This is a genomic window from Acinetobacter sp. 25-47-130 (assembly GCF_056779705.1).
This window is the reverse complement of the sequence record NZ_JBWYII010000013.1, coordinates 1-18,388: the sequence shown is the minus strand read 5'-3', so window position 1 is coordinate 18,388 and position 18,388 is coordinate 1. Positions and strand designations below refer to the sequence as shown.

Genomic DNA, 18,388 nt, shown 5'->3' with positions numbered 1-18,388 from the left:
ACAATTGATTGAAATTGGTCATCTTTTACAAAGATTTTCTTTTATTGAGTCATTGAACTATTGAAACAGCATTAGTAAAGTCATCACATTATGGAATTTTTTTGCCTAAGGACTAATGATGTATAAAAAGTTATTGTGTTACACCGCTTTATTTGTAACTGCTTCCACTTATGCATCTGAACTTGAACCAACGATAAAGAATCAAATAGAGCTGCTAAAAAAAGCAAAAACATATCAAAAAAAGACGCTCATCACCCCTGCATGTAATACCTATGAAAAAGCCTACAAAATGGGATATTTAGGGGCTGATCAAGATATGAAAAATCCAAGAAAAAACAAAGAATTTGTTGAAGCCGCCCTGCAAACTTCTGCCTGTTATACAAATTTGAATTATACAGAACAACCCCAAAAATGGCTCGAAGGTACTATAACGCTATTTAAGTTAAAAAATTATTTTGCAGTCCCAAACTTAGATGGCCGACTCAAAGAAATTCAAGATGAAATGATGTCGATCGCAGAAGTGCTATATTTCAAAAAAAATGCTGACTATCGCAATCCCTCTTCTGAAGTGACCAATGCCTGTGCTGCATCTGAAATTGGCTTCAAGATTGGTTATTTAGGTGATCCTGATAGAGCTAAAGATCCTGCATTCAATGCAACATACGTACAACATGGTTTATTTCATGCCGCTTGCGTTTCTTTACTTCCATCCAAGGCTAAATCTGAGAATCCAGCATTTACGAGTTATTTGTCTTACGCAATTTTAAAAGAACTTGCCACCAAATATGACAGCAAAAAAGCACACGAACTAAGTGCACCAGCTGATGAAATAATGAAAACCATGGTTCAAGCTCAACAAGCTCAACAAGCTCAACAAGCTCAACAAGCTCAACAAGCTCAACAAGCGACTGAAACACCTGTTCAAGATCTTTCAATCGAAACGCCGCTCATTCCAATTGAAATTTCCTCCTTTGAAAATATTCTTACGCCTTTGAATGAAGAACCACCAGAAATGTAATTAAAAAAACCAGCCTAAGCTGGTTTTTTTATGTGTTAATTTAAACCTAATTTTTCTGCCACATAGTCCGAGTCTTTATCACCTCGACCTGATAAATTCACTACCACAATGGTATCTTTGGACAGTTGTGGAGCTTCACGTATTGCCCAAGCAACCGCATGTGAACTTTCTAATGCAGGCACAATCCCTTCAACTCGAGATAGAGTCATGAATGCATTCAGACATTCTTCATCAGTTGCTGTTGAGTACTCAACACGACCAATATCTTTTAAGAAACTATGTTGAGGCCCCACACCAGGATAATCTAATCCAGAAGCAATCGAGTGCACAGGTAATGGCTCGCCATTTTCATCTTCCAGCACATAACACGCCATCCCATGAAGTTGACTTGGTTTACCCAAAGTTAATGTTGCCGAATGTTGGTCAGTATTTAAACCATGTCCTGCTGGTTCAACACCAATCAATTTCACACTACCATCATTAAGGAATGCACTGAATGCTCCCATTGCATTTGAGCCACCGCCAACACAAGCAACAATATAATCAGGATATTTGTTAAATCTTTCTTGTGATTGAACTTTAATTTCATCACCGATAATTGCTTGGAAATCACGCACCATTTTAGGAAATGGATGTGGACCAACGACTGATCCGATGGCATAAATAAAGCTATCAGGGTCTTTCAAATACTCTTCGAAAGCACTATCAACAGCATCTTTTAATGTTGCTGTTCCACGAGTGACTGAGATTAGATTCGCACCCAAAATTTTCATTTTCACGACATTTGGATGTTCTTTTTCAATATCAACTTGACCCATATGAATTTCACACGGGATACCAACCAAGGCACAAGCGGTGGCTAATGCGACACCATGTTGACCTGCCCCAGTTTCAGCAATGACTTTTTTCTTGCCCATGTATTTGGCTAGTAATGCTTCACCCAAACAATGGTTAATTTTATGCGCACCTGTATGGTTCAAATCTTCACGCTTCAGATAAATTTGAGCACCGCCCAATTGTTCTGAAAGTCGTTTGGCATGAAATAAAGGACTTGGACGACCTACATAATGCGCAAACAGCTCTGAAAGCTCATTTTGAAATTCAGGTGTTTTACGAATTTCTTCATAAGCAACATTGATTTCATCCATTGCTGCTTTTAAATGAGGTGGAATGAATTGACCACCATATTCACCAAAAAAACCTTCTTCATTTGGCAATGCCACACCATTGATTTGATAGCTCATATCAAGATCCTTTAGATGAATATAATTTAAAAAAGTTAGCGCGAGAGGAATTTAGTCATATCTTCAATGCCTTTTAAAGTCATTGGATACATATGATCTTCAAATATTTCTTTGATCATTCCTATCGTTTGAGTGTAATGCCAGTAATTCTCAGTTTCAGGATTCAACCAAGCCGTCTTTTCATAATGCTGGCGCAAACGACGCAACCAAATTTCACCCGACTCTTCATTCATGTATTCGACAGAACCACCAGCAGATTTTAATTCGTATGGCGCCATACTTGCATCACCAACAACGATCACTCGATAATCTTTACCATAGGTATTAAATAAATCTAAGGTATTCATTTTTGTCGAAGTACGGCGATGATTGTCTTTCCACACGTAATCATAAAGACAGTTATGGAAATAGAAATATTCTAAAGTCTTAAATTCTGTTTTGGCTGCACTAAACAGTTTTTCACATTGTGCAATATAGGCATCCATAGAACCGCCTACATCGAACAACATTAAAACTTTAATTCGATTACGACGCTCTGGCACCATCTGTACATCAAGAATTCCCTGCTTAGCCGTTTCGCGAATCGTTTGATCTATATCAAGCTCTTCTTCAGCACCTTGACGCGCAAATTTTCTCAGACGACGCAACGCCATTTGCATATGACGTGTTCCCAAAATTTGATCATCATCAAGATTTTGGTATTTACGTTGTTCCCACACTTTCACCGCAGATTTTTTACGTCCCGGCCCTCCAATTCTCACCCCCTCTGGGTGATCACCAAAAGCTCCAAACGGTGAAGTGCCACCAGTGCCAATCATACGATTACCACCTTGGTGTTTTTTATGTTGCTCACGCAAACGCTCTTCCAGCATTTTCATGAGCTCTTCTAAAGAACCTGCTCTTTGCAGTGCTTCACGTTGCTCTGGCGTTAAGTGTTTTTCAAGGAGTTCTAAATCAAACCATTCTTTAGGAAGTTGATTAACTTTACTGAGTAAATCATCTACATCAAAGGTTTGAATGCCCTGAAAATAATCCTTCATAGCACGATCATACTTATCGAAGTAACGCTCATCCTTGACCATGACTGTCTTCACAAGCTGATAAAAATCATCTTGATCTGCAAAAACCAAACCTAGACTAATTGCTTGATTCAGATCAATCAGCTCGCGCGTCGTTACGGGGATTCCGTATTTTCGCAAGGTGTAAAACAGTCTTACGAACATAGTATCACCTATCGACGAGTCATAAATGCGAGGCGCTCAAGTAGCTGCACATCTTGCTCATTTTTGATGAGCGCACCATACAGCGGTGGAATTGCTTTTGACTTATCATGGTTTCTTAAAATATCTTCAGGCAGATCATCAGCCATCAATAAGCTTAACCAATCAATTAATTCAGAAGTTGAAGGTGGCTTCTTAAGACCAGGTATTTGGCGAAGCTTAAAGAAGACCTGAAGTGCCTCACTGACCAATGTCGTTGAAATTCTTGGAAAATGAACTGCAATAATTTCACGCATGGTCTGTTCATCTGGGAATTCAATATAATGAAAGAAACAACGGCGTAAAAAAGCATCAGGAAGTTCTTTTTCATTATTTGAAGTGATGATCACAATTGGACGCTGTGTTGCAGTAATTGTTTCGCCAGTTTCATAAACAAAGAATGACATTTTGTCTAGTTCATGAAGCAAATCATTTGGGAATTCGATATCTGCTTTATCAATTTCATCAATTAATAAAACGCAACGTTCTTTGGAGGTAAATGCTTCCCACAATTTACCTGGTTTAATATAGTTTTTAATATCATAAACACGCTCATCGCCCAATTGACTATCGCGCAATCTCGAAACGGCATCGTATTCATAAAGACCTTGTTGGGCCTTCGTCGTTGATTTGATATGCCAAGTAATCAGTTTTAAACCCAGACTTTCAGCAACTTGTTCAGCCAATAATGTTTTACCTGTACCTGGCTCACCCTTCACTAAAAGAGGCTTTTGCAACGCCCGAGCGGCCTTCACAGCAAGCTTGAGACCATCTGTGGCGATATATTGATCTGTACCCGTAAATTGATGTGCATCAACAGACATAATGAAACCTTATTTTTTTATTTGGATAATTAAAGTGGTGGTGTCTTCACTGACGATGTGTGTCTCGGATTCTTTTGTTTAGAAGCGTACTTAGTCCAGAAATAACCTACCAATAACCCTAAAGCAATAACAAAGGCAATCAATGAGAAATTGGACCAGATCAACGGTGAATCTTTTGTTAAAACCCCAAAGATCAAACCAAAAGTTGCAGGTGCTAAGGCGGAATTAGGACCTTCAGAAATCGTTGGTGTTGCCAAAATAGCAAACACAAAAATCCAAGTCACTCCACCTAAAGGTGAAGGTAGGCGTTTCGCTATGCCGTACCAACACCACAGAATAATCAAAGTTCCGAGAATATAGACGGTAATTGCAATGTTATATTCTGGAATTGAATCCAACATTGAAACAAACTGATCCCATCCTCCAACTTGATTATCACGCACCGCGTAGTCCCTCTGGCTCTACCGCATTAGGATTGATCAATCCTTCAGGCGGCAATTGTAAAAAGAATCCTTTCGTCTGAATTGAATCCATCACATGTAAAACATTTGCACGCGCTAATTTGCGTTCTGCATGTAATTCCAGTGACATCACAAATGTCGCTCGGCCAAATGCATTTTTCATTGCATCAGATAATACTGATAACGGATCAACAGCTTCTTGGTTTTCCGCTTGTTCAGGACGCGCAACGTAAATATACATTTCGTCTTTCTTACTAGATTTGTAGATTTCACACCACATGATTCAAACAACACCTTTTAAACTCAAATCAAAGCATACATCAAAAAAAACGGCGAAACATTAGCGTTTGTTAACGCATCAGTCTAGTTTAGGATGACTGGTAATTCTTTAATCAAATTTTGAGAGAAGTCATTCATTGACTTTCATTTGCATACTCAAATATTGTGCATCTTTATGAAGCAACTCAATTAATGGCTTCGTCAGTAAATCATAACGCCAACCGAGTAAATATTGAGGTAAGTCTTGTTCATCGCCATGAAAAACCACATGCTGATATAAAGCCCCGAGCCATTTTTTTCGCATTAACACTTCTTTGGGGATCACCAACTCTTCTGCAAGATTACCAATCATGTTATCAACATCATGTGTAATATCTTTAGATGAATGTTTAATTGGTCGAGCAATTCGTAATGGCCATTCTTCCATTGGGGGCAGCAACGCAATAATATCCAAAATCGTTTTACCGTGCTCACGAACCACATTCGGACGAATATTTTTAACTTGGGATAATTGAAATGTATTTTTTGGATTTTTTTCCACCAAATCAATCATAGTGGCATTTTTCAGAATAAAACTTCGAGGCTGATTTAAAGCCTTCACCATTTCTTCACGCCAAACACTGAGCAATTGTAGCTGCATTAACTGCTTTCGAGAGTGTCTATAATTTCCGACATCTTCGTATAGTTTCTCTTTCGGCGTTTCTGTCGCAATCTCAAGCGTGAGGCTCTTACAGTCCTCTAGTACATACTGATAATGCCCTTTTTTCTTTAACTCATTCTTTAGCTCATCGGCTAAATTCATAATATATAAGACATCATTTGCTGCGTATGCTTTTTGCTCTTCAGTTAAAGGACGTGCAAGCCAATCTGAACGTGTTTGATCTTTATCAATTTCTATATTTAAAATTTCTTTAAGCGCATTTTGATAACTGACCTGTAATCCGTGTCCGAGAAAAGACAAAGCCACCTGAGTATCAAATACATTATTAAGATGATTGCCTTTTGAATAATGGTAAATCAGATCAATATCTTCACCACAAGCATGGAAAATATTTTGCTTTGCAGCAAAAACTTTAGGCCAGAAACTCGAAAAATCTAGACGTGTACCGTCTAATAAAAACACCTGATCTGCGACATTGATTTGCAAGACACCCAATTTTGGCCATAGTGTATCAACTTTGATAAATTCAGTATCTAAACCATAAACATCTTGTTGACTCATTAGTGTCAAAACATGCTCGAGTTCTTTTTGCTCTTGGATAAATTGAAACATCATAAAAAACAATGTGCTAGATTGGTATCGAGATGTATTTTAGCTTAAATTATCAATTTTAAATATAAATTTTCAATTAAAGCGTCAAGCAAATCTATGTATACACTGTAAATAGTTATAAAACATGAAAAATTTAATATTTTTTTTGACTAAAAAACTATTCAGAAAAGTGATATTTCTCTAATCAAAAAAATAAGCACAATTTGTGCTTATTTCATTTGCATACGATTATGAACTGCTTGGCTTAAGGTGTGACTATCGACATACTCAAGCTCACCCCCTTGTGGTACACCTTGAGCAATACGCGTCATTTTGATATTCAAATGACGTGTGGCTTCTACCAAATAATGTGCCGTAGCCTGTCCTTCAACCGTTGCATTGGTAGCGAGAATAACCTCTGCTACCTGACCTTCAGCTAAGCGTTGAACTAATGCAGGTATGCCAACCTCTTCAGGCCCTATACCATCTAAAGGAGATAAATGCCCCCCCAATACATGATATTTGCCTCTGAAACTTCCACTTTGCTCAATTGCCATCACGTCTGCAGGAGATTCAACCACACAGAGCAAGGTATCATCTCGGTCTTGCGACAGACAAATGTCACACACCTCATTCTCAGTCAATGAGTGGCAAATAGAACATTCATGGATATGATCAGCGGCATCGCTAAGTGCTTCAGATAATGCCAAAGCACCTTGCTTATTCTTCATGATCAAATGCAACGCCATGCGCTGAGCCGACTTAGACCCAACGCTTGGTAAAATTCGCAGTGCTTGGACGAGTTGGTCAAACCGTTCGCTGAACACTCGGCAATATCCTTAAAATAAACCTGATAAGCCAGGAGGTAATCCCATACCACTATTTGCAGACTTCATTGTTTCTTCTGAAATCGCTTCGGCTTGGCGTGCAGCATCATTCATAGCAGCTGCAATCAAATCCTCAATCATATCTGGATCGTCTTGAAGTAATTCTGGATTGATTTCAATGCGTTTTACCACATTACGGCAAGTCATTGTCACTTTTACCAAACCACCACCAGCTTCAGCATGCACTTCTTTCTGTGCAAGCTCTTCTTTCGCTTTCTTGATATTGGACTCTACTTCCTTTTGCATGCGCTGTGCTTGTTGCATAAGCATGTTAATGTTCATTTGTATACTCCGAACAAATTTAAATTAGACTAAATCAAGACCACGTTGAATGTCTGCAATAATATCATCAACGTCTTCCAAACCTACTGAAAGACGAATTAAACCTTCTGCAATGCCAGCTGCAGCCTTCGCTTCATCAGACAATTTACCATGAGTAGTCGTTGCAGGATGAGTAATCGTTGATTTTGCATCCCCAAGATTTCCAGTAATAGAAATAAATTGAGTGTGATCAATCACTTTCCAAGCAGCTTCTCGCCCACCTTTTACCACGAATGAAACGATACCACCAAAACCTTTTTGTTGCTGTTTAGCCAAATCATGACCTACATGATCCGCTAAGCCAGCAAAGAATACTTTCTCGATTTTATCGTGCTGATGAAGCCACTCAGCAATCTTTTGTGCACTTTCAGAATGAGCCTTCATACGTAGACGAAGCGTTTCCAAACCTTTTAGGAAAACCCAAGCATTGAACGGACTCATAGAAGGCCCAGTTGTACGAACGTAGCCAAAAACTTCTTCAAGTAATTGATGACTACCTACGACAGCACCACCCAACGCACGACCTTGACCATCTAAATATTTTGTCGCTGAATAGACAACTAGATCCGCGCCCAATTTTAATGGTTGTTGTAGCACTGGCGTACAGAAACTATTATCAATTGCGAGTAAGGCATCATTTTCATGCGCGATATCTGCTAATGCACGAATATCAGCAATTTCCGATAATGGATTTGACGGAGATTCTACAAATAGTAGTTTAGTTTCTGGTTTGATCGCAGCTTTCCAAGCATCTAAATCTGTTAAATCAACAAAATTGACAGTCACACCAAACTTAGAAATGTATTTTTCAAATAAGGCCACGGTTGAACCAAATACTGCTCGAGAACATACAACATGATCACCAGCCTTTAAGAATGACATCGCCACCGCCATGATCGCAGCCATACCCGTACTTGTTGCCACTGCACGTTCAGCACCTTCCATTGCAGCCAATCTTTTTTCAAACATTGCAACTGTTGGGTTTGTAAAGCGAGAATAAATATTACCGGGCTCTTTCCCAGAGAATTTAGCTGCTGCTTCTGCTGCATTTGCATATACAAATGAAGAAGTTAGAAACATCGGCTCAGCATGCTCACCTTCAAAACTGCGCGTATGACCTGTACGAAGTGCTAATGTATCAAGTTGGTATTCAATGTCGTCTTGCTGGCTCATTGCTCTAAATCAGTCCTAAAAACTGCCTTTGTGAATAATTGCCAACATTTTGAGCGCCCAAAGCATTTAAGGTCAAGGTAAAATATATAAATATCGCTTAGACTTCGTTCAAATCACATGCTTATGAGATCTTCAACCTTCATGGAACATTTAAAAACTAACTGGCGTTCTAAACAAAGCAAGTTAAAAAATTTAGGGACACGCATTTTTTACGGTAAATCTTTGGTTTTATCTCAAGCAACGCCGTATGAAGTGATAGGTACTCATAAATCGAGTAAAATTCGATATTACGCATCTGAAAATAAAAAATATGTTGAGCCATTGGTCTTTGTCGCGCCTTTAGCGATCAAGATGGATATTTATGATCTTTATCCATACCGTTCTCTTATCAAATATTATACAGAGCAAGGTTTTGATGTGTATTTATTGGATTGGGGACACTTTAGCTATAAAGATCGCGATCTCAACTTTTTAGGTTTTATTGATGATGCAATCCCGAATTGTATCGATCAAATACGCACACACGCTAAATCTGATCAAATTTCTTTACATGGCTGGAGTATGGCGGGAATATTTGTTCTGTTGTACACAGCGCTCAGACAGCCGAACCATGTAAAAAATCTAATCGTTTTAGGTAGTCCAATTGATAGCTTTGCTTCAGGTAGTATCGGAAAGCTATATGCTAAGATGAATCGCTATCTTGAAAGAACTCGTCTACTCAAACATAAAGTTTATAACGGTCGTATTCCTAAGCGCCTCATTCACTCCCCAGGTATTTTAAATGCAATTGGATTTAAAATTTTAGATCCAAAAGGTTGGTATGAAGGCCATAAACAATTATTACTGAATCTTGATGATAAAAAACTTTTGCATGAACATGCCACTTTAGGTTATTTCCTCAATCATATGATTGATTATCCTGCTGGGGTAAACCAAGATATGTTATTCAATGTCTGGTTAAGAAATCCGCTAAAAAATGGTTATATCGAACTTCAAGATAAGAAAATCGAATTAAAAAATATAGACTGCTCTCTTATGATTGGCGCGGGTTCAAGCGATCAAATGGTCACAGCTGATGCTGTTAGACCATTGACTGAATTGACAAATAGTCGTGATGTCACGTTTACTCTTATTCCTGGTGGGCATTTAGGTTTAATGTCGAGTCAAAAAAGTGCCGATCAATTTTGGCCTGAACTTGCTCACTGGTTAGCAGAGCGTTCAACACAAATAGAGTAAAGAAAATGACGACAGTTGCATTTATTGGATTAGGCGCAATGGGTTACCGTATGGCAGCTCATTTACCCAAACACTATGAATCAGTTTTGGTATGGAATCGAAATTTCGAGAAAGCCAAACAACATGCAACTGAATATCAAACACAAGCTGTATCACTTCAAGAAGCTGCCCAAGCTGATATCATTTTTAGTTGCTTACCAACGAGTCAGCAAGTCAATGAGATCATTCATCAAGTCGACATTAAATCTGGATCAATTTGGGTAGACTGTACCAGTGGCGTGCCTGATGCAGCTAAAGCACAACAAGCTTTTTTAAAATCAAAAGGTGTATATTTTCTAGATGCGCCGGTTAGCGGACAAACTATTGGTGCTGAAAATGCGACTTTAACCTTCATGGTTGGTGGTGAAAAAGCGGCTTTTGTAGCTGCATTACCAGCAATGCAAGCCATGGGTAAACTGATTAAGCATGTAGGAGACTCAGGATCTGGTTTTGCTGTGAAAGCAGTGAACAACATGCTCTTGGCTGTTCACTTATGTGCCGCTGCTGAAGGTTTTACTGCACTTAAAGCACATGGTGTGGATTTAAATGAAGCTTTAGAGTGCATCAATGCTTCAAGTGGTAAAAGTGGTGTGACTGAAAATGTATTGCCTCAACGGGTATTAAATCGAAGTTTTCCAAATACTTTTGCCTTACCGTTACTGAGCAAAGACACTGGTATCGCAGTAGACCTCATTCATCAAGCAAAATTATCCGCACCTGTCATTACGCTTACTCAAAGTCTAATTGGTGCTGCTAATGCAATAGCTGAACCTAATAGTGATTTTTCGACAGCAGTTAAAATGTACGAATCATGGAGCAAAATTACCTTAGAATAAATTTTCGCCATTGAATTCACATATAAAGCCCATATAATTGAAATGTGACAATATCAAATGTCCATTTCTAAATGAGGATACTCATGAATAAGTTTTTATTAGGTTTAATTACTGCTGTATCTGTTTCAGCTGGGGTTAATGCTTTTGCCGACACTACAAAAGAGTGTGAAAAACTTAAAGATGATTACAACATCATCTATGCATCAAAAGGCTTCTGTTTTAAAGATCCAGATACTAAGGCAAAGTTCGGCAATGAAAATTGCAATACAACTAAACCTAAGTTCTCAGAAAAAGAGCAACAAAAGCTTGACTCCATTAAGCAACGTCAGAAAGAATTGAACTGTAAATAATTCAATCTAATTACATTCTGGGAATAGTTATGGCTTACGATGATCAAAATATTTTTGCAAGAATTTTACGTGGTGAACTTCCTGCAATTAAAGTGTATGAGGATGAGCAAGTTCTTGCATTTATGGACATTATGCCTCAAGCAGATGGTCATACTTTAGTCATCCCTAAATCCCCTGCCGTAACTTTACTCGACTTAGATCCAAACACTGCAGCGTACACGATTCAAATCGTTCAAAAAATTGCAAAAGCGATTGAAACAGCACTAGATGCAAAAGGTATAGTGTTGATGCAGTTATCTGGTGCTGCAGCTGGGCAAACCGTGCCTCACGTTCACTTCCATCTTATTCCAAGTTCAATTCATGAACTGGGTAAACACGCAGCACAAATGGGTGATCAAGAGCGTATCAAGACTTTGGCTGAGAAGATTAAAGCTGCTTTATAACAGATCCTCATAAAAAAAGGAGCTTTGGCTCCTTTTTTTTGGTTTATGCCTTTTGATTACTATAAATTGTTTCTATCCATTTTCATGATAATGAAATAAATTCTTAATATTACTGACTTATTTGTAATGAATACTTAGCACCAATAGAGAACAGTAGTTACAAAAAAACTACTGATCATGATTATTAGGACAATAAATCAGTCTTTACTGGAGCTAGAAATGAAAAAAACACTTTGTGCATTAGCAGTTGGGGCAACACTAATTACACCATCAATCGCAATGGCAGCCGACGTTAAAATTTATGGTCGTGCGCATGTTTCATTAGATTACCTTGATGATGGTAAAGATTATAATGAAGTGGGTTTATCATCTAATTCATCTCGTCTAGGCTTTAAAGTTGAACAGAAACTAGAAAATGATATGACTGTTTTTGGTCAAATTGAACAAGAAATCAACTTTGCTAGCGGTGGACAAAATTCAGGTGTTGATTTTGCAACACGTGATACATTTGTTGGCTTAAAAGGTAATTTCGGTCAAACTCGTGTCGGTCGTTTTGATAGCCCTTTTAAAATAGCACGTGGTCCAGTTAACTTTTTCGGCGATCAAGTAGGTGATTTACGTAATGTAACACGTGCTGGTGACTTACGTTTTGATGAGCGTAATGAAAATACCATCGAATATAAATCACCAAAATTCGGAAATGGGTTCAATGTATTAGCAGCACTTTCATTGCACGAAAGCAATTCTCCAGGCTTCACGGAAACAATTGTAGATAAAGATACTGGTGAAGTTATTCAAAAGAAAGGCGACTCTAAAAAGAATAAAGCTTACGATCTTGCATTGACCTATAAAGAAGGTCCTGTTGATTTCGCAGCTGCTTATGAACACTATGAAGAAGATGCGACTCGCGGCGAACGTGATGGCTTCCGTTTAGCTGGTGCTTATAAAATCACACCTGAGCTAAATATTGGTGGTTTATATCAATATATGACTCATGACAATGACGTAAAAAATCCTGATGCACAAGTCATTGGTGTTGCAGCTGATTATAAATTTGCACCAAAAACATATATCCGTGGTCAAGTGATGCACCGTGATGTAGATGCTAAAGATGCGAACGCAACACTCATTGCTTTAGGACTTGAACATCGTCTTGATAAAGCAGTTCGTGTTTACGGTAACGTCGCAACTGTGCTTAATGACAAAAACTCAAGCCTTACACCGTGGGAACAAGCACGTACAAATAATGTGAAGGGTTTCAAAGGTGAGGATGCTTTAGGTTTATCTTTAGGTTTCCGTTACGATTTCTAAGCCCTAATTGATTTAAAAAAAGCACACTTATTGTGTGCTTTTTTGATTAAAATAAAATAAATCCAATTATATATATTTATCGAATATATACCAATCAATGTAATATTACTGTCACACATCAAACGTACCATCGCTGCAAGGTCTTTCCTGACGGCTCAAAAAGCAATAATTGGTACTATGCACTCTTTTGAAAACTTTCAACACAATTCAGACACTTACATTAATCGCGAACTTTCATTATTAGAATTCCATAAACGAGTTTTAGCTCAAGCTAAAGACCCTCACCACCCCTTATTAGAGCGACTAAATTTTTTAATCATCTTTTCTCGGAATTTAGATGAGTTTTTTGAAATACGCGTTGCTGGACTTTTAAAACAGATCGAATTAAATCAAATAACTACTGCGCCTGATGCTATTCCCAATGAAATTATTTTAGAACAAATATCTAAAACAACGCATCATGCGGTTCAAGAACAATATCAGATACTTAATAACGAGCTCATTCCTCAACTTAAATCTTATGGTATCGAATTTATCCAATATCATGGAATTTTAGATAAATATACTGAATGGATTCAAAACTACTTCAGTAAATTTATTCAACCAGTAATCACGCCCATCAGTTTAGACCCTGCCCATCCTTTTCCCCGTTTAGTCAATAAGAGCCTTAATTTTATTGTCACGCTTGAAGGTAAAGATGCTTTTGGTCGTCAGATTGAGCTCGCGATCGTACCTGCACCGAGAACTTTGCCAAGGGCGGTCAAAATTCCTGATGACTTATGCGAAGGTAAGCAACATTACATCCTGTTGTCGGCTATTCTGCAACAACATATCAATGACTTATTTCCAGGAATGAAGGCGACAGGATGCTACCAATTCCGTGTTACACGCAATGCTGACTTAAATTTAGCTGACGATGTAGACGATCTGGCAGTTGCTCTTAAAGATGAACTTTCTTCGCGAAGATTTGGACGTGAAGTTCGACTTGAAATTGATCACAATTGCCCAGAAACGATTAACCAATATCTACTTGAACAATTTTCTTTAGAACCTTCACAACTCTATCGTGTTCAAGGTCCTGTAAATTTAGCTCGATTATTTTCAGATTTTGATTGTCCAGATTTGAAGTTTAAACCCTATCAACCCGTGATACCGAAGATATTGAGACAATCAAAAAGTATATTTGATGTATTAAAACAACGTGATGTCCTTTTACATCATCCTTTTGACTCATTTTCACCCGTCATCAACCTGTTAAAAGAGGCTGCAAAAGACCCTAATGTCTTGGCAATTAAGCAAACTCTTTATCGCAGCGGACCAGATTCAGAGATCGTTCAGGTCTTAGCAGAAGCAGCACGAAATGGTAAAGAAGTTACTGCGATTATTGAATTACGTGCTAGATTTGATGAAGAATCCAATATCATGGTCGCCAACCTCCTACAAGAAGCTGGAGCTGTTGTTGTGTATGGCATCGTGGGCTATAAAACTCACGCTAAAATGATTCTGGTTGTTCGTAGAGAAGCAGATCATCTGAAACGTTATGTTCATTTGGGAACTGGCAATTATCATGCTGGTAATGCAAAAATGTATACCGATTACGGTCTTCTGACCACTGATGATGACATTTGTGAAGATGTCCATAAAATCTTTCAAGAATTGACAGGTATGGGAAAAATGGCAAAGCCTAAAAAGCTGTTCCATGCACCTTTTACCTTGCATGAACAGCTTTTAAAACTCATTGCCAATGAAATCCACCATGCTAAGTCTGGTCATAAAGCGCATATTATTATCAAAGTTAACGCTTTAACTGAACCTAAATTAATCGCGGCACTTTATCAAGCGTCAAATGCAGGTGTTCAAATCGATCTGATCATTCGTTCCATCTGTTCATTAAGACCTCAAGTACGACAGTTATCAGAAAATATCCGCGTCAGATCCATTGTAGGACGTTTTTTAGAACACACACGGGTCTACTATTTTCTAGATCAAGGCAATGAGAAATTATATTGTTCAAGTGCAGACTGGATGGGACGTAATTTATTTTCAAGAGTAGAAACTTGTTTTCCGATTGAAGATAAAAAACTAAAGAAAACGATTATTAAAGATGGTCTACTGAATTATCTGAACGATAATCAACGTGCTTGGGAATTAGATCAAGAACATCAATGGAACAAGGTATGCCCACCTGATGATCAAGAAATTTTTATCGCTCAAGAATATCTAACCAATCTACGTCAAATGTAGTGATCAAACATTAAGTGTGATCCACAATGTCCTTAAATTGAGCATCTAATACTTGGGCCAATGATTGAGGATCTAATCCGATATCTAGCCCTCGTTTTCCACCACTCACGTACACCTTTTTAAGAGAACTTGCCGATTGGTGAATGACTGTATTAAGTCGCTTTTTTTGAGCAATTGGACTAATCCCACCCACTAAGTAACCGGTCAGACGCTCAGCCACTTTCGGATCAGCCATTTTAAGTTTTTTACAACTGAAAGCATTCGCCGCCTTTTTTAAATTAAGTTGATGGTCCACTGGTAAAATTGTCACAAAATAATTGACATCATCTGTCACTAGAAGTGTCTTAAAAACTTCATGTACAGATAAACCCAATTTTTGAGCTGCTTCTAAACCAAAACTTTCAGCATTAGGATCATGCTCATATTCATGAACAGAATAATCTATCTTTTTGTTTTTTAGAAATTTACAAGCTGGCGTCATGATGATTTCAGGCATTTAATAATGGCATTATTATAAGAAAATATTGAATCAATTTTAAAGTTTTTCTGATCTATTTATCTTACTCATCAATATATTGCAAAACTACAACACTCCAATTTATCTAGGGCTTGACCCCAATCACCAGCTTACTTATGATTTTTGCAAATTGAATTTGTACGGTTACTATTTTGCTTTTTTTACAACGTTTACAATCACCTCCCCCATCCTTTACTTTCCTTAAATATAGTTTAGTTCTATCATCGTGTATCGTGTTTGTCGGTTGCTCATCTTTAGGTGGTGGTTCAGTACAAAAACGCGCCGCAAAACTTTCAACAGGTATTCAAAAGGCATACTCTGTACACCCAGACACCGCAAATAGGGTTTCACCACTAATTGTGCAAAGTGCGCAACAATTTGATGTCGACCCCCTGTTAATGGCCGCTCTTATTCGACAAGAATCGAGTTATCGAAATTATGCAGTATCACCAGCAGGTGCTGTAGGTCTTACCCAAATTATCCCTAGATATTGGCAACAATCTTGTCCAGGTGACCTTTTTCAAGAAAATATTAATATACATTGTGGGACTTTTATCCTATCAAAATATAATCAATCTGCTGGTAGCTGGAAAAAAGCACTGGCCTATTACAACGTTGGACCTACTGGATACAACACAAATCGAAAAATGAAAAAACAAGGTAAACGTTATGCCAAACAGGTTAAAGAGCATCAAAAAATTTTAAAATCACATTTATAAAAAAAGCCTCTTATGAGGCTTTTATTCTACTGTGTAATTGAAGATGCGATTTTTATTTTTTCAGGAACTGTTTCAATCACTTTTGTCCTTTTAATACATAATACGGCTATTGCACCAATTACTGCTGGTATAGCAACGGCAATGAAATTCCATTTGTGCGGCAATTCCATTCCTAAAAGAATACCAATGACAATGGGGCCGACAATTGCACCTATACGCCCTACTGCTGAAGCCCAACCAATCCCAGTTGAACGTACAGCAATTGGATAAGATTGCGCTACATAGCTATATATTAAAATACTTGTACCAATTGATGCTGCACCAGCCAATGCCACAAGTAGATAAATAACCATTGGCGGCGAATTGAAACTTAATCCAAATAAAGCAAAAGCTCCAATTACAAACATCGAAATCACTACAGGTTTGAGATGAAATTTGTCTGCTAGAATTCCACCACCAATAGTACCGATGACAGCGCCAATATTTAATGAAAGTAAAAACGTTAAACTACTTCCTAAAGAATAACCTGCAGCCATCATTAACTTTGGTAACCAACTTCCTAATGCGTATGTCATTAAAAGACACATAAAAAAGCAGCACCAAAATAACAACGTCGTTGTCGCTCTATTATCAGTAAAAAGAGATTTAACCGATGCATCAGGTAGTTTAATTTCGTTTAGAACCAAATGAGTTGTAGAATTAACATTTAAATCTGCGTTGATCTTATTAATAATTCCTGAGGCAGGTTCATAATTTTTTTGTTTCACTAAAAATGTTAGTGATTCAGGCATATACTTCCATATAAACGGTAATACTAATAATGGAATTCCTGCGATAAAGAACATAATCTGCCAACCAAATTCAGGTGTAAATTTTACACCCAATAAAGCTGCCATAATTCCGCCAACTGCATAGCCACTAAACATAATCGTAACTAAGGTACTTCTCAATTTTTGTGGTGCATATTCAGAAGTTAAAGTTACTAAATTTGGCAAAACACCGCCTATACCAAGTCCAGCAATAAATCTTAAAATTCCAAATTCTGTTGGATTACTTGCGAATCCTCCTAAAAAAGTAAAACCACTGAACAAGGTTACACAAATTAAAATAACTTTTTTTCGACCAATTTTATCTGCCAACATACCAAAAAGCATCGCACCAAACATCATTCCCGCTAGCGCTGTGCTCGCTAATAACCCAGCTTGGACAGAAGTCATACCCCACTCTTGCATAAGAAGTGGCAACGTTACGCCATTAATTGCTAAATCATAACCGTCAAAAATTACGATAAATAAACACCATAATACGATTGATAAATGAAAGGGTTTAAATTTTGCATTATCAATTACAGCATTCACATTCATTGTCTGCGCTGTCATTTTTATCTCACCTCCAATTGTGAGTATTTTTAAAATAATGAACCTAGATTCATATTTTATATAAATGCAATAAATTAGGATTTTTGTCTATACAACTTTCTAGTGGACTATTCATTTAATAGATTGATTAATAATTCAATTGGCATAAAAAATCATGAAAATTCAAGTTTTAAGAGTTTTATATTTATTCTTAGTTACTAAGAATGAATTCTTATATAACCTTTCGACTGAAATCTTGATTTTTAATACTCAATCTGCAAATTAGGATTGGCATTTTATTTAATAGTCAACTTTGATGCTCTTTGTAAATAAAAATTTCATTGTAAATCATTCATTTTTTGAACCATTCATTATTGTTTATTATTTAGCTTTTCAACTAATTAGTTGGGTTGTTTTTATGATATTAGCCTTATCACTAAGGCATTTATTGTTTAGCATAAATTAACTGAATGGAGCTTCTTATTTAATTATAAGGGTTTAATAATTTTCAAATTCAATTTTTATGTATAAAAAAACACCCCCTTGTATTGAAGGGGGTGTTTAGAATAATGAGCTGGCGATGACTTACTCTCACATGGGTAACCCCACACTACCAT

19 protein-coding genes are annotated in these 18,388 nt (G+C 37.4%); 8 read left to right on the top strand and 11 right to left on the bottom strand.

Translation table 11 applies throughout. The features are described 5' to 3' along the window. Positions 1–118 precede the first annotated feature (118 nt). Positions 119–1,018: a hypothetical protein gene (locus tag AC1M83_RS13220; protein ID WP_481590858.1), complete on the top strand. Its 900-nt coding sequence runs from the start codon at positions 119–121 to the stop codon at positions 1,016–1,018. 35 nt (positions 1,019–1,053) lie between these two features. On the opposite strand, the gene trpB is transcribed toward AC1M83_RS13220, so the two are convergent. The 9 genes from trpB to AC1M83_RS13175 form a co-directional block, all read right to left on the bottom strand. Further along, complete coding sequence (gene trpB / locus AC1M83_RS13215; RefSeq protein WP_092768441.1) at positions 1,054–2,262, bottom strand: tryptophan synthase subunit beta; 1,209 nt, start codon at positions 2,260–2,262, stop codon at positions 1,054–1,056. Between the two features lie 35 nt (positions 2,263–2,297). Beyond that, the gene (locus AC1M83_RS13210; protein ID WP_092768443.1) at positions 2,298–3,485 is read right to left on the bottom strand and encodes a vWA domain-containing protein; all 1,188 of its coding nucleotides are present in this window, start codon (positions 3,483–3,485) and stop codon (positions 2,298–2,300) included. An 8-nt stretch (positions 3,486–3,493) separates the two neighbouring features. Continuing rightward, positions 3,494–4,345 (bottom strand): AAA family ATPase, encoded by an 852-nt coding sequence (locus AC1M83_RS13205; protein WP_180028948.1) that lies wholly within the window; start codon positions 4,343–4,345, stop codon positions 3,494–3,496. A gap of 29 nt (positions 4,346–4,374) precedes the next feature. Beyond that, positions 4,375–4,746: a hypothetical protein gene (locus AC1M83_RS13200; protein WP_180028957.1), complete on the bottom strand. Its 372-nt coding sequence runs from the start codon at positions 4,744–4,746 to the stop codon at positions 4,375–4,377. Between the two features lie 34 nt (positions 4,747–4,780). Next, positions 4,781–5,086 (bottom strand): YcgL domain-containing protein, encoded by a 306-nt coding sequence (locus tag AC1M83_RS13195; RefSeq protein WP_035266558.1) that lies wholly within the window; start codon positions 5,084–5,086, stop codon positions 4,781–4,783. Between the two features lie 129 nt (positions 5,087–5,215). Continuing rightward, positions 5,216–6,358: a ribonuclease D gene (locus tag AC1M83_RS13190; RefSeq protein ID WP_180028958.1), complete on the bottom strand. Its 1,143-nt coding sequence runs from the start codon at positions 6,356–6,358 to the stop codon at positions 5,216–5,218. Between the two features lie 209 nt (positions 6,359–6,567). Further along, positions 6,568–7,164 (bottom strand): recombination mediator RecR, encoded by a 597-nt coding sequence (recR, locus tag AC1M83_RS13185; protein WP_481590857.1) that lies wholly within the window; start codon positions 7,162–7,164, stop codon positions 6,568–6,570. Between the two features lie 12 nt (positions 7,165–7,176). After that, complete coding sequence (locus tag AC1M83_RS13180) at positions 7,177–7,506, bottom strand: YbaB/EbfC family nucleoid-associated protein (protein ID WP_035266548.1); 330 nt, start codon at positions 7,504–7,506, stop codon at positions 7,177–7,179. Positions 7,507–7,530: 24 nt separating this feature from the next. Continuing rightward, a complete protein-coding gene (locus AC1M83_RS13175) occupies positions 7,531–8,718 on the bottom strand; it encodes an O-succinylhomoserine sulfhydrylase (protein WP_092768449.1) in 1,188 nt (395 codons plus the stop codon). A 141-nt stretch (positions 8,719–8,859) separates the two neighbouring features. Between AC1M83_RS13175 and AC1M83_RS13170 the strand changes: the two genes are divergently transcribed. The 6 genes from AC1M83_RS13170 to ppk1 all read left to right on the top strand — a co-directional run bounded on the left by AC1M83_RS13170 (position 8,860) and on the right by ppk1 (position 15,177). Then, a complete protein-coding gene (locus AC1M83_RS13170; RefSeq protein WP_092768451.1) occupies positions 8,860–9,954 on the top strand; it encodes an alpha/beta fold hydrolase in 1,095 nt (364 codons plus the stop codon). 5 nt (positions 9,955–9,959) lie between these two features. Continuing rightward, positions 9,960–10,829, top strand: a complete 870-nt coding sequence (locus AC1M83_RS13165) for an NAD(P)-dependent oxidoreductase (protein ID WP_481590856.1) — start codon at positions 9,960–9,962, stop codon at positions 10,827–10,829. A gap of 83 nt (positions 10,830–10,912) precedes the next feature. After that, positions 10,913–11,179, top strand: coding sequence for a YARHG domain-containing protein (locus AC1M83_RS13160; protein ID WP_035266544.1), 267 nt, complete (start codon positions 10,913–10,915; stop codon positions 11,177–11,179). Positions 11,180–11,208: 29 nt separating this feature from the next. Further along, positions 11,209–11,622, top strand: coding sequence for an HIT family protein (locus AC1M83_RS13155; protein WP_180028951.1), 414 nt, complete (start codon positions 11,209–11,211; stop codon positions 11,620–11,622). Between the two features lie 219 nt (positions 11,623–11,841). Beyond that, positions 11,842–12,933 carry a porin gene (locus AC1M83_RS13150; protein ID WP_180028952.1) on the top strand — a complete coding sequence of 364 codons (1,092 nt, stop codon included), beginning with the start codon at positions 11,842–11,844 and terminating at the stop codon, positions 12,931–12,933. A 177-nt stretch (positions 12,934–13,110) separates the two neighbouring features. Continuing rightward, positions 13,111–15,177 carry a polyphosphate kinase 1 gene (ppk1, locus tag AC1M83_RS13145; protein WP_481590855.1) on the top strand — a complete coding sequence of 689 codons (2,067 nt, stop codon included), beginning with the start codon at positions 13,111–13,113 and terminating at the stop codon, positions 15,175–15,177. A 10-nt stretch (positions 15,178–15,187) separates the two neighbouring features. Here ppk1 and ybaK read toward each other — a convergent pair whose 3' ends face one another. Continuing rightward, the gene (gene ybaK, locus AC1M83_RS13140; RefSeq protein ID WP_180028959.1) at positions 15,188–15,658 is read right to left on the bottom strand and encodes a Cys-tRNA(Pro) deacylase; all 471 of its coding nucleotides are present in this window, start codon (positions 15,656–15,658) and stop codon (positions 15,188–15,190) included. A gap of 269 nt (positions 15,659–15,927) precedes the next feature. On the opposite strand from ybaK, the gene AC1M83_RS13135 reads away from it, so the two are divergent. Continuing rightward, positions 15,928–16,413, top strand: a complete 486-nt coding sequence (locus AC1M83_RS13135; protein ID WP_373683363.1) for a lytic transglycosylase domain-containing protein — start codon at positions 15,928–15,930, stop codon at positions 16,411–16,413. 26 nt (positions 16,414–16,439) lie between these two features. Here AC1M83_RS13135 and AC1M83_RS13130 read toward each other — a convergent pair whose 3' ends face one another. Then, positions 16,440–17,792, bottom strand: a complete 1,353-nt coding sequence (locus AC1M83_RS13130) for an MFS transporter (RefSeq protein WP_180028955.1) — start codon at positions 17,790–17,792, stop codon at positions 16,440–16,442. Positions 17,793–18,388: the final 596 nt, after the last annotated feature.